This window comes from Acinetobacter sp. LF10 (assembly GCF_048585715.1).
GTDB lineage: Bacteria > Pseudomonadota > Gammaproteobacteria > Pseudomonadales > Moraxellaceae > Acinetobacter.
Genome location: NZ_CP184160.1, coordinates 1,662,219 through 1,674,941, shown reverse-complemented (window position 1 = coordinate 1,674,941; position 12,723 = coordinate 1,662,219). Strand labels below are relative to the sequence as shown.

The window sequence follows — 12,723 nt, the reverse complement described above, 5'->3', positions numbered from 1 at the left end:
CTTGCGTCACATTTGCACATCTAAATTATTTCAAACTGAATGGGCTACTAACTAAATTAATAAGTAGCCCATTCGATATTTCCAAATTTCTAAATATTAAAAAGAGAGCTCTTTTCGGATAATTTCTGCGCCTGCACTCAAGGCATTCAGCTTACCGCGTGCTACTTGACGAGATAAAGGCGCCATTCCACAGTTGGTAGATGGATAAAGTTTATCAGCATCGACAAACTGAAGCGCTTTACGTAGCGTATCTGCAACCTCATCCGCTGTTTCAATATTATTGGTTGCCACATCAATCGCACCAACCATGACTTTTTTACCGCGAATCAGTTCAATTAGATCCATTGGCACACGAGAGTTTTGGCATTCGAGTGAGATGATATCGAGCTTAGATTTTTGTAGCTTAGGAAAAGCTTCTTCGTATTGACGCCACTCTGAACCCAAAGTCTTTTTCCAATCGGTATTGGCTTTGATGCCATAGCCATAGCAGATATGTACGGCTGTTTCACATTTAAGACCTTCAAGCGCTCTTTCTAAAGTGGCAACACCCCAATCATTTACCTCATCAAAGAACACATTAAATGCAGGTTCATCAAATTGAATAATGTCGACACCCGCAGCTTCCAATTCAAGCGCTTCTTGATTAAGAATCTTGGCAAATTCCCAAGCCAGTTTTTCACGGCTTTTATAGTGACCATCATATAACGTGTCAATCATGGTCATTGGACCTGGAAGTGCCCATTTGATTGGTTGTGTGGTTTGGCTACGTAAAAACTTAGCATCTTCTACAAATACTGGCTTTTGACGAGAGACTGCACCGACTACAGATGGAACACTTGCATCATAACGATTACGGATACGCACCGTTTCACGCTTCTCAAAATCCACACCATCAAGGTGTTCAATAAATGTTGTGACAAAATGTTGGCGTGTTTGCTCACCATCGCTGACAATATCAATCCCTGCATGGATCTGTTCTTGCAGAGATAAACGCAAGGCATCTTGCTTTGCTTCGATTAATGCCTCACCCTCTAATTTCCAAGGTGACCAAAGTTTTTCAGGCTCAGCAAGCCATGAAGGTTTTGGTAAACTGCCAGCCGTTGATGTTGGTAATAAAATTGCCATTGTAAATCTTCTATCTCTATTTCAGGTAAATTAAGCAGCGTTACTGTCTACGGTGTAATTCGCAGCCCATTGCTCAAGGATATTTTGATAAGGCTTGATAAAGTTTTCTTCCGTCCATTTACCTTGTTTTACAGCAAGCTGACCACGCTCTACACGGTCGTAAACAATTCGTGTTAAGGAGTAATCTGGGTACTCTAGACTTGCTTGATAGACCTGTGCTGCTGAAGAATTTGCATTGTAAATTTCAGGACGGTAGATCTTTTGGAAAGTTTCCATGGTACTAATTGCACTGATCAGCTCGAAGTCAGTGTAATCACGTAATAAATCACCCGAAAAATAGAATGCTAAAGGTGCAACGCTACCTTTCGGCATGAAGAAGCGAACCTGTAAGCCCATTTTGTGGAAATATTCATCAGTACGTGAGTATGCATCTTGTTTATACTCAACACCTAAAACTGGATGCTCATTAACAGTACGCTGATAAGTCCTTGCCGTTGAAACACTTAAACAAATGACAGGTTGTTGATTAAATTCAGCCTTAAAAGTATCTGAATTTACTAAATATTGATAAAGCTTACCGTGTAAATCACCGAAACCTTCTGGTGCATACGAAGTTGAGTTCTCTTTATTGTGTTCTTTCAGCACCACACTAAAATCATAATCACGTACATAAGATGAGAAACTATTGCCAATCATGCCTTCAATACGTTGATTGGTATGATGATCGGTAATGGTGCTTTTCAGCATTTCAATGATTGGAAAAGTTTTACCATTACCTTCAATATCTAAATCCGCAGAAATAATATCAATTTCAAGTGAATAACGGTCACCATTCGGATTATCAGTTTGTGCTAAAGCATTGAAACGATTATTAATCATTCGAAGTGTATTACGAAGATTCTGCTCTCGACTTTCACCGCGTGCTAAGTTGGCAAAATTAGTCGTTAGACGTGTGCTATCCGCTGGTTGATAGTTTTCATCAAAACGAATGCGTTTAATTGAACATGCAAACTCTGTACTCATGATGATTGGTATCCTAATTTTTGCAATAAAATCTAAATTTCTCTATGGAGTGATTTATACCGCAATCATTAGATGAATAAAAATGATTTAATCTAACCACAAGATGAGTAAAATTCATGTTAAGGTTTTTGTTGTATCCATTGCGAATGAAAGGCAGCAAGCTGAGTCATCAGATTTTATAAATTAAGTCAGTAAAACCAACATAAATTTCTTGAAAATAAAAGTTTAGATTAGATCTGATTGTATCTTTAAAAAGGGATAAAAAATGGAATAAAGAGCTAAAAGACAACGCTAGAAAATTGTAATTTCAAAGCACAACTATATTCTAAGTATTCGAATTTAATTAATTATTTTTATTTTAAAATCATATCACTTAATTTTATGTGACATGAAGTATCAAGCACAGCCCCTACCATCATATGATTATTAGTGCTGTACTTGATGCCTGAATTTATTTACCACATTCAACTGATGCAATTAAAAATTCACACTCCAAGACAATTGTGCTGTACGTGGTGTACCAAGAAATAAATAATCATCACCGAAGAAGCTACCTACATCTCGCCAATATTTTTTATTAAATAGATTATCTACATTGAATCTTAACGTGTTTTCATAGCCATAAGCACGGAAGTTATAGGCTGAACCCACGTTAAATAAGGTATAGCTCGGCACTTTTACTGTAGCTGATTTATTCGCATATTTACTGCTACTGTATTGTATACCAGCAAGTAAACGTAATCCTTCTACTTGAGGGACTTGATATGAAATATTACTCGCCAAACGTACAGTCGGTACATTTTGAGTTTGATGACCCTGATATTCAGATGATTGTATGTCTTTTAAGCGTGAACGTGTGAGCGCCATAGTCGATGTCACATCTAAATTTTGAACAAGACGTCCTTGCAGACCAAGTTCCAAACCAAGGTTATGTTGTTCACCATCTTTTACGAAATCATTTGAAGTATTGGTATATTGGTTATCTTGTTTTAAATCAAATAATGCCGCAGTAAAAAGTAAATCTTGCCACTGCTGCTTAAAGCCCCACTCATATTGAGTTGAATGTTTAGGTGCTAATATAGTAAGTGGATTATTAGCATATGATGGTGCTTGCCCTCCATCACTTAAACCTTTGGCATAAGATACATAGACATGAGCCATTTCCCAAAGTTGATACATCACAGCAAATTGCGGTAAGAAACGATTAAAATTGGTCTTGCGGATATTGCTTCCCTCAGCATTATAAGCATCTTCATTTAAATGAAGTAATTTTCCGCCAACTAGAGCTGACCAAGTATTATTAAATTTAACTTGATCAAGTAAATTGAATGCAGTTTGCTGACTCGCTAATGATTTGTAATGTTTTCCTAAAGTTTTTTCACTCGGTATATAAGTCACAGGATCATTATAAATATTTCCTGTAGATTGAGGACTTTCCGATGCTAGCTGAAAGATAGAATTATATTGTGTATGTCGTTTATAGGTCTGTGATAATTCTAAACTCAGTTTATGTTGCCATGTGCCAGTACTGAATTGACCATTTAATCCTGCTTTAAATTGATTGGTCAGATAACTATCATCAGGACTGCGGAAGTCATAAATATCATAATTGCCATTTTCGTCAAAAGAGCTTCCTTTGGTTTGACAAATATCACTATAACAGCCCCATGGAAAGGCAGAATAATCATCAACGACTACACGGCTTTGTGAAGCGGATAAGTTTGCTGTCCAATCATCATTGAGACGATGCGTATATTTTAAGCCCGTATTTAGACTTTGATTGATGACAGGTTGGCTCCAACTTTGATAGCCAAGTAAACGATCCCACTCCACGTCAGTGGGTACTGTTTTACCATCAAGTAATTGATAACCTGGTACTGAACGCTGACGTTGACGCTGTGATTCAATATCAAATTCTAGTTTTGAACGATCGGAAATGTTCCAATCTAAAGCCAAAGAGCCAAATAAGCGTTTACCATTGGCATGTTCTACATGCGGATGGATTTCCTCATGCGCCAAATTCATTCGATAACCAAATTGTTGCTCAGTTCCTAAAAATCCACCCAAGTCCGCTGCGATACGATTACCGCCATGACTATCTGCATCAACGGTCATTGAACGGATGTCTTTAGGACGTTTGCTTACATAATTAACCACACCCGCAGGTGTCGACATGCCACTTTGAATGGCACTCATACCCTTTAAAATCTCGACTTGTTCTTTGTTTTCCAGCCCGACATTTTGTTCACCACGGAGTAAGTTACCATTGAGCAAGTAGCTTGAACCAAGGTTCAGCGCGAAACCACGCATCATAAAGTTTGAGTAATAGCCAATTGGGGCGTAACCATCACCTACCGCAGCATCATTTTTCACAACATCCGTTAATGTTTTCGCATGTTGATCAGCAATTCGCTCAGCCGTTACAGTATGAATAGATGCAGGAATCTCAGCGATATTTTGTTGCGTAAAACCAGATAAATTCACCTTTGGTTGAAAATATACGCTTTCTGCTGCTTGGGCGTTTACTGTGATTGTTTCTAATCGGGATACCTTATTTCCATCTTCAGCATGTACCAATACTGAGCTTAGCCCGAGGCATGAAAATGAACCAACCGCCAGTAACGCTTTGTGTAAACGAGAAAATGTAAATGGATATGTTTTCACAGTAATTGCCTAACCCCAAGAAATAATCTTATAGCCTGAATTTTTCGGGCATGAGTATTCACAATTTTCCATAATTGAACAAGTATGTTTTCCACCATCTATCTAATATTTTTAAATGCTCTGTATAGCGTAGGTAGAGACAGAGCATTTGATCAAAATGTTTTTAAATCGTTCTCTTTGAAAAATTAATGATTTGATAAACGCTCAATAATTGCTTGAGCCGTTGGGCGAGCAGAAAATGGATTTTGACCTGTAATCAAATTGCCATCTCGAACCACATAGGGTGCAAAAGGAATGAATTTTTTAGAATAAACTGCCCCATGTTGTTTCGCTAACTGTTCAGCATTATAAGGAACTTTTTTTGCCACACCTGCTAAAATCTCTTCAGTCCATGCAAAGCCAGTCAACTTCTTATCTTTTATCAGATATTGTCCATCTGAAAGGCGGACATTCAATAGCCCACAATAACCATGACAAACACTGGAAACTATGCCACCTTTTTCATAAATTTTTCTAGTAATTTCTTGGAGTTCGACATTATTCAGAAAATCCCACATCACGCCGTGCCCACCCGTGTAATAAATCACATCATAATCTTTCCAATTGATTTCAGATGGCTTTTTGGTATTTTCGAGTAGTTGCATAAATGTTGCATCATTCTTGCGCTTCAATACCGATTGATCAGCAACGAAACGCCCTAATGATTTTGGTTCAAGAGGAGACTTTCCTCCCAATGGACTAACGATATCTTGCATATAGTTTTGCTTCTCGAATTCATCATATGCATGAGTAAGCTCACCTAACCACAAACCTGTAGGCTGATCAATTCCTTCATATTCAGATACATTGGTGACAATATGTAATATACGTTTAGACATGCTTTACCTCTGCTTTAGCGTTATTTTTGATCTTGCTTTTGCATCACTATAAGTCTAAAGTTAACTTTAATGTCAAGAGGAAATCAGTAAAATGAATATTAGCGAATTATCAAAGCAGAGCGGTTTAACTACACCGACGATTCGTTATTATGAACAAATCAAACTGTTACCTAAGGCAAAACGTAAATCGAATGGCTATAGAGAATATAGCGAAGACGACCTTAAACAGCTTTTTTTAATTCAGCAAGCTCAACAAGTTGGTTTTTCACTTACAGAAATTAAAGCATTCTTACCATCAAATGCTGCAAATTGGGACCATGATACACTTATAAACATTCTAGAAAGTAAAATTAAAGACATTGAGGAATTAGAACAAAAACTAGCGACAAGTAAGCAAAACCTAAAAATGATGATTTTTGCAATCAACAATAAACCAGATGAAATTACTTGTGCAGAAAATGCCAAGCGATTACTCAATCTATATTATGAAAATGATAAGAATTAATACGTTATTAAGTTTGGTTATAAAGCAGTTAAATAAATTGGCGTAAAATATCAAGTGATATGGCGGTTTCTATCAAGATCATACCTTAACTTTGCTCAAAAATAGCGCTACGCCCCATCATTAGGAAATAGCGATGAGCAGCAAAAATAGTGAAAGATCACAGCCAAGCGATATTTACTTCAATTCTGGTGATTTGAAATGCAGTGCATATTTATATCGTCCAGAGCAGAAATCCACATCCCCAATTATCATCATGGCTCATGGGCTTGGTGGCACTCGAAAAATGCGTCTAACTGCTTTTGCCGAACGTTTTGTAGCAGCAGGATATGCCTGCCTTGTTTTTGATTATCGGCATTTTGGGGACAGTGAAGGTCAACCAAGACAACTTTTAGACATTAACCGCCAACTTGAGGACTGGAAAGCTGCGATAGCTTATGCACGTCAATTATCAGGAATAGATCATTCAAAAATTATTCTTTGGGGATCCTCTTTTTCTGGAGGACATGTTCTAGCTACGGCTGCCCAAGATTCAAATATCCGTGCGGTCATTTCTCAATGTCCATTCACAGATGGACTTTCGTCAAGTCTAGTCATGAATCCAGTGACTTCGTTAAAACTCACGGCTTTGGCATTACGTGATCGCATAGGTGCTGTACTGGGAAATGAACCTGTAATGGTGCCTTTGTCCGCAACACCTGGTAATACAGCACTAATGAATGCAGCAGATGCACATTCAGGTTCACTCGAATTAACTAAATATGATCCTGATTATAAAAATTATGTCGCAGCCCGCTTTGCCTTTGACATCATTCGTTATTATCCCGGACGTCAAGCTAAGAAAATAAAAGCCCCTGTATTATATTGTGTTTGTGAAACCGACAGTGTTGCACCTTCAAAAGCAACTTTGCGTTATGCCAATCAAACCCCTCAAAAAGAAATTAAACGCTATCACTATGGTCATTTCGAAATTTATATCGGTGACGCATTTGAGCATGTAGTGAATGATCAAATTAATTTTCTAAAACGAACAGTTGCTATCTAATCGAGTAAAAATCATGAATAAATATCAATTAAAAGATAAAGTTGTCGTCATTACTGGTTCAACAGGTGGCTTAGGTCAAGCAACAGCACAGGCATTACGCGATGATGAACGTAGTTTGAAATCTATTTATTTAGATCGTGCGGCAAAAGCTCACTTAGCCGATCCCCGATTTATGCAACGTCTGAAAACAACATTGGCACCAAATACAATTGAACCGAAAAATTATAAGGCGATTTATTATACGGGTGGTCATGGCACGATGTGGGACTTTCCAAATAATAAAGAGCTGAAAAATATTAGTGAAAAGATTTATCAACAAGGTGGCATTGTTTCTGCTGTTTGTCATGGGGTTGGTGGATTATTGCCATTACAAGATGAAAAAGGCAGACCTCTGATTGCTGGGAAAACCGTAACAGGTTTCGCCAATATTGAAGAAACACTTTCAGGAATCAAATCCCAAGTCCCTTTTTCCTTGCAAAATGGATTAATTGATCATGGTGCAAAATATAAACGTGCTTTCCTCCCTTTTAATTCTTATGTCATTTCAGATGATCGAATCATTACTGGACAAAATCCTCAATCGAGTAAAGCTATTGCTGAAGCAGTCGTGAAACAATTAAAAAGTTTAAATTAAATTTTAATATTGATATTTAAAAAAACCAGATTCTCGAAATCTGGTTTTTGTGATTAGTTGTGTCAAATATTTTATTTTTAAAGTTTTTAATTTTAATTTTTCTCATTTTTATTAAAAATAAGCTTGACCTTAAACCTTACTTTAATCTTAGCATTTCAGTGAGATCTATAGGAGTCATATGATCATGTTTAACTTTAATCATTTAAATCGTTATATTACTGCAATATCAATCAGCCTATTTCTAGGTATTTCTACCCAAGCAGCAGAAAATAATTTAACCACTGGCACGGTCGAACAAACAATGAGCAATAATACGCAACCCACTACAGTCGTAGAATTTGGCCCATATAAAGTCAATGTACCCAAAGGTGGTTATTATGATCGTTTTCGGATGAATCCTAATTTAGATGAGGTTGCAAAAGACCCAGCTGCGGGAAATATTGATTACTTTCGAACTATTCCTAAAAAACTAGTTGAAACACGAGTGGGAAAAGTTTGGTCCCCAAATTTTTATTACCGTACCAGTAATGTACAACTCCTCATGTTGGCACCTATAAATAAATTAAAAGCAAAACTACCATCCCCACTTGAGCCTTTACAACCATTCCCTGGTTATGGTTTAGTTTCGCTGACTTTCTTCTCATATGCGGTTGGCGATGTTGATCCTTATGACGAGGTTTCTGTTGCGATCGTTGTTCGCCAACCAAACGCTCATTACTTTCATTCAACTGAATTATTAAGCTCAATGAGAAAGCATAATTATTATGGTTATGTACTTGCCTTAGAACCTATCCAGAATATTTTCTATGCAAAAGTAGCCTTAAAAAGGCTAAATTAATGAACTGCAGGCTCGTATTTAGGTGCTTTTCACAGTTTTTCCAAAGCCTTCTACATTTTTCTAACCAAGCAAATGATCTTTCCACAACCCAGCGTTGTGGTATGACTGCAAATTTATGTAATTCACTTCGTTTAGCAACTTCAACTCGCGCTCTGATTAAATCATTAACAGCCAAAGAAAAGGGTTCGCCTGTATAACCACCATCAACAAGTACAACCTCTACATTTTGTAAGGTGTCTCTATGTAAAGTTATGGCATCTAATGCACCTTGACGATCTGTTTTATCTGCTGTCGTAATAAATATTCCATGAGGCAGACCTTGAGTATCAACAATGATATGTCTTTTAATCCCTGAAACTCTTTTACCAGCGTCATAGCCTTTATTACGTGCGGTATCTGTGTTTTTTACACTTTGTGAATCAATGATGATAAAGCTCGTTTGTTCTTTCCGTCCATTGTTGATACGGGCCTCGCCAACCACATTTTTTTAAAGCCTGCTCAAGTATGCTAGGTTCAGTTTCTGATGGTTTTCTATTCCAAATCGAGAAGTAATAATGCACAGTGCTTTTAGGTGGAAAGTCTCGAGGAAGCATACTCCATTGACATCCACTTTTTAGAATATAGAGCAAGGCGCAAAACACTTCATAGACATCAACGACTCTTGGACGTGTTTGTTTTCTTCCGCTCAATAGTAACGGTTCAATTTCTTTAAAGGCTTCTCGACTAATGTCGCTGGGATATGGTTTTCTCATGGGGGAGAATTTAACAAATTATTTTTCCAATTGCCAAAAAAGAATGAAATTAATATTGGATAGGTTCTTACCCGTGGACACAGAGATTGCACGTGTGCGTGGTGTGTATGGGTATCAGTTGCCGAAATGGTTGATGCCAATAGACATGAAAATTGATCATCAACAGGTTCAGGCTCATATCTATAATACAGACGGAAAACCTGATCTCAGTTTAACTGCACCAATACCAACCATTAACAACGTCAAACCTCAATCTCGCATTGAAACCAAGACGATGTTTAATCAAGTCGATGGTCAATGGCATCAAACTTCTGTGCAATCAAATACATTGGCTTTTGGTCAAAAGTTATTTCCTAAAAATGTCGAACTAGTTCGTAGTGGTGGTCCTCTGAGCAAATTACTAGATGAGCTAGGTGCAAACAAAGTACTGCATTTAGATGTCGTCAAAGATGCCCAATTGGCATTGAATATGCCTATTCCGATGCCATCCTTAGATAAAATAAAAGATAAGACTAAAAAATAAATCCTTCACGAAAGGCATTCTCCGATGAGAATGTCTTTTATATTAATCATAAATATTTATCTGAAAATTTAAGAATTATTCCTTTATTATTTTCATTATGTTTATACTGAATTAAATCCAATTACTAAATACAAAAAATTATCTAAAAATAAAATTTATATATAAAAATTCCTATGATTTTTTATTTTAAATTAATCTTAAAAAATCTTAGAAAAGCCAGAAACATATTTAGTATATGCTTCTGGCGAGAAAATTAAATAACTTCATTTAAGTAATAATTAATGCACCTGAACCTTTAATTTTGGTTACGAGTTGATAACCCATTAATTTGGCTGGCGTATATGTTCCACCTTTCACTTTTTGTTCAAGTAAATAACGAACTACCGTCAGCGCACCATTCACAGTTAAGCTATAAGCATTTTCAGTTTGAATTCGTGCTGTTTTGACCTGTCCTTGAGCATTTCTAGCCTCACCCCATACATAGGTTGGGAGCTTGGCACGTAGCTCCGCATTAGGCCCAACAACTGATTTTCCAATTATAGATTTCATCATTTTTTGCATGACTTGAAGTTTTAATAACGGGCGCAAGCTATTCAACATTTTTGCACCAAAAATTACTTTTGGGGATGCAGGTACAAACACCTCGATATTAGCAATTCCTGTCGTATAAAATGCCGTAGCCACATCGCCCCAAGGTACACTCATTGCACTCTTTTGACCATCACCAAAATCAATCTGGCGAACATGGTGTGCTAAAGGTACTGTAATAATTTTTCCATTTTTACGGATTTTTCCACCATCAGCCATACCCTCGGTACTGGTTTTTGCAGTTCCGGGCGAAAGCCCTGTTTTAGAATCAAAACCCAATGCCAAATGAGTTGCATCTGGTAAGGCCTCTTTCAGTACAGCTGCGACACAATCTGTTGGAATAACGTCAAACCCAACACCTGGACAGAGCACAATATTTGCTTGCTGTGCTTGAGCATCTAAAGACTGTGCCAGTTCAAAAACAGAAATCTCACCTGTAATATCTAAATAGTGCGCACCAGCATTAATACATGCTTGCATCATCGGCTTTGACGTTGATGAGAAAGGCCCTGCACAATGCATAACTAGATGCAAACCTTCTAACTGTTTGCTGATCTGAGTAACCTCATCTAGCCCAAAGGCACGGAATTCAAGACCAAGTTCCTGAGCTAATTCAGCCACTTTCGTTTGATTACGTCCTGCCAAGATAGGTTTTAGCCCTTGTCGCACAGCCTCTCGGGCAATTAGCTCACCCGTATAACCATTCGCGCCGTATATCATCCAATTTAAATTATTCGTATTTATCATATGAAATCTCTGTTATTGATACGCAACATAATTACACATATTGTTTTTATATTGGCGAGTACGACGTGCCATCGCAGCTTGCTGTAAAATCAATGCCCATAGAGGTGAAACTTTGGAATTGGTTTTTTTACCTAAACTCAGTTTACGCAACTGGAATTTTACTGTCGCCATATTGGCTAGAGAAGCCAATGTTTTATTTTCCCAAGTAATAGGTCTTAGCTCTGGTGCAATATTTTGACCTTGTTTCCATTGGTTTGGTAAATTAGGATGGATTGCCAAAGCGGTAGCTATTCCAACCATATCGACACCACTTTCAATCACTTGTTCCGCAATCTGTTTACGACGAATTCCACCTGTTACCATCACTGGCATTTTCGCGACTTTACGAATCTCTTGGGCAAACTCTAAAAAATAGGCTTCACGAGCTAAGGTTCGCCCATCTCTAGCTTGACCTTGCATTGCAGGTGCTTCGTAACTTCCGCCTGAAAGTTCTACCAAATCTACGGGTAATTCATTTAACATTTTCACTACTTGTTGAGCATCTTCTGCACTGAAGCCACCACGCTGAAAATCGGCAGAATTTAATTTAACCGCTACCGTAAATTTTGCTGACACGACGGCACGTACCGCTTTTACAATTTCAATCAAAATCCGCGCACGATTTTCTAATGAACCACCCCATTGATCTTGGCGTTTGTTGCTTAGTGGTGATAAAAACTGACTAAGTAAATAACCATGTGCAGCGTGGATTTCCACGCCATTAAATCCCGCTTTTTCACCTAAACGAGCGGTATTAGCAAAACGTTGAATCACCTCCTCAATCATCTCTTGCGTCATTTCAATCGGAAGATTGAAGCGATTAGACATTTTGCCTAGATCTAATGCAACAGCTGATGGTGCCCAAGTTTGTTGTCCCAAATTCGATTGCATTTGTCGACCAGGATGATTGATTTGCAGCCAAACTTGAGCACCTTTAGAGCGCCCAATTTGTGCCCAACGTTTAAAGGTGTCTAAATATTTTTCATCTTCTAGTACCACACCACCTGGTCCAGTCATGGCACGACGATCTACCATTACATTTCCAGTAATGATTAAACCAACACCGCCATCTGCCCATGCTTGATATAAACGCATTAATGCTTCTGATGGCGCATGGTTTAGATCAGCCATATTTTCTTCCATTGCCGCTTTTGCAATGCGGTTTGGAATACGAGAACCATTTGGGAAAACCAGTCTTTCAAACACATTCATTTCTTGTGCCCTCATTTTGTATGGTTTTACTTTAAGATTAAAGTAAACTTTAATGTCAACCCATTTTAGGCACTTTATTCACATATTTTTATGGATTAGGAAAATTTAAAAGACGATCTAACTTATGAAGCGATGCTTTTTTAAAACAACTAA

General features: G+C 37.6%; 9 protein-coding genes and 3 pseudogenes. 5 read left to right on the top strand and 7 right to left on the bottom strand.

Going from position 1 to position 12,723, the window contains the following annotated elements; all coding sequences use genetic code 11:
* Positions 1-96 precede the first annotated feature (96 nt).
* The 4 genes from ACN19N_RS08120 to ACN19N_RS08105 all read right to left on the bottom strand — a co-directional run bounded on the left by ACN19N_RS08120 (position 97) and on the right by ACN19N_RS08105 (position 5,690).
* The gene (locus ACN19N_RS08120; RefSeq protein WP_269230374.1) at positions 97-1,125 is read right to left on the bottom strand and encodes a methionine synthase; all 1,029 of its coding nucleotides are present in this window, start codon (positions 1,123-1,125) and stop codon (positions 97-99) included.
* A gap of 30 nt (positions 1,126-1,155) precedes the next feature.
* A complete protein-coding gene (locus ACN19N_RS08115) occupies positions 1,156-2,148 on the bottom strand; it encodes a DUF1852 domain-containing protein (RefSeq protein WP_269230375.1) in 993 nt (330 codons plus the stop codon).
* Positions 2,149-2,625: 477 nt separating this feature from the next.
* Positions 2,626-4,812, bottom strand: coding sequence for a TonB-dependent siderophore receptor (locus ACN19N_RS08110; protein ID WP_420001070.1), 2,187 nt, complete (start codon positions 4,810-4,812; stop codon positions 2,626-2,628).
* Positions 4,813-4,997: 185 nt separating this feature from the next.
* On the bottom strand, positions 4,998-5,690 hold the full coding sequence (locus tag ACN19N_RS08105) for a type 1 glutamine amidotransferase domain-containing protein (RefSeq protein WP_420001069.1): 693 nt from the start codon (positions 5,688-5,690) through the stop codon (positions 4,998-5,000).
* Between the two features lie 91 nt (positions 5,691-5,781).
* On the opposite strand from ACN19N_RS08105, the gene ACN19N_RS08100 reads away from it, so the two are divergent.
* From ACN19N_RS08100 to ACN19N_RS08085, 4 genes and pseudogenes are all read left to right on the top strand, one after another.
* Positions 5,782-6,195 carry a MerR family transcriptional regulator gene (locus tag ACN19N_RS08100; protein WP_420001068.1) on the top strand — a complete coding sequence of 138 codons (414 nt, stop codon included), beginning with the start codon at positions 5,782-5,784 and terminating at the stop codon, positions 6,193-6,195.
* Between the two features lie 133 nt (positions 6,196-6,328).
* Positions 6,329-7,237, top strand: a complete 909-nt coding sequence (locus ACN19N_RS08095; RefSeq protein ID WP_420001067.1) for an alpha/beta hydrolase — start codon at positions 6,329-6,331, stop codon at positions 7,235-7,237.
* 103 nt (positions 7,238-7,340) lie between these two features.
* Positions 7,341-7,871 (top strand): annotated as a pseudogene (locus ACN19N_RS08090) (type 1 glutamine amidotransferase domain-containing protein); the annotation flags it as partial.
* Positions 7,872-8,055: 184 nt separating this feature from the next.
* A pseudogene (locus ACN19N_RS08085) lies at positions 8,056-8,655 on the top strand (acetoacetate decarboxylase); the annotation flags it as partial.
* A 4-nt stretch (positions 8,656-8,659) separates the two neighbouring features.
* Here the strand turns inward: ACN19N_RS08085 and ACN19N_RS08080 are convergent.
* A protein-coding gene (locus tag ACN19N_RS08080; protein ID WP_269228195.1) for an IS5 family transposase occupies positions 8,660-9,461 on the bottom strand; the annotation gives its coding sequence in 2 pieces (ribosomal slippage) (positions 8,660-9,196 and positions 9,198-9,461; 801 coding nt in all).
* 67 nt (positions 9,462-9,528) lie between these two features.
* On the opposite strand from ACN19N_RS08080, the pseudogene ACN19N_RS08075 reads away from it, so the two are divergent.
* Positions 9,529-9,984 (top strand): annotated as a pseudogene (locus ACN19N_RS08075) (acetoacetate decarboxylase); the annotation flags it as partial.
* A gap of 267 nt (positions 9,985-10,251) precedes the next feature.
* On the opposite strand, the gene ACN19N_RS08070 reads toward ACN19N_RS08075, so the two are convergent.
* Together ACN19N_RS08070 and ACN19N_RS08065 are read right to left on the bottom strand one after the other, a co-directional pair.
* Entirely contained in the window at positions 10,252-11,319 is a 1,068-nt protein-coding gene (locus ACN19N_RS08070) for a saccharopine dehydrogenase family protein (RefSeq protein WP_420001066.1), read from the bottom strand.
* A gap of 12 nt (positions 11,320-11,331) precedes the next feature.
* Positions 11,332-12,570, bottom strand: a complete 1,239-nt coding sequence (locus ACN19N_RS08065; protein ID WP_420001065.1) for an NADH:flavin oxidoreductase/NADH oxidase family protein — start codon at positions 12,568-12,570, stop codon at positions 11,332-11,334.
* Between the last annotated feature and the right edge of the window lie 153 nt (positions 12,571-12,723).

Excerpts from the sequence above, each read along its gene's own strand:
- ACN19N_RS08120 (WP_269230374.1), bottom strand. The coding sequence starts at position 1,125 with ATGGCAATTTTATTACCAACATCAACGGCTGGCAGTTTACCAAAACCT.
- ACN19N_RS08115 (WP_269230375.1), bottom strand. The coding sequence starts at position 2,148 with ATGAGTACAGAGTTTGCATGTTCAATTAAACGCATTCGTTTTGATGAA.
- ACN19N_RS08105 (WP_420001069.1), bottom strand. The coding sequence starts at position 5,690 with ATGTCTAAACGTATATTACATATTGTCACCAATGTATCTGAATATGAA.
- ACN19N_RS08100 (WP_420001068.1), top strand. The coding sequence starts at position 5,782 with ATGAATATTAGCGAATTATCAAAGCAGAGCGGTTTAACTACACCGACG.
- ACN19N_RS08095 (WP_420001067.1), top strand. The coding sequence starts at position 6,329 with ATGAGCAGCAAAAATAGTGAAAGATCACAGCCAAGCGATATTTACTTC.
- ACN19N_RS08070 (WP_420001066.1), bottom strand. The coding sequence starts at position 11,319 with ATGATAAATACGAATAATTTAAATTGGATGATATACGGCGCGAATGGT.
- ACN19N_RS08065 (WP_420001065.1), bottom strand. The coding sequence starts at position 12,570 with ATGAATGTGTTTGAAAGACTGGTTTTCCCAAATGGTTCTCGTATTCCA.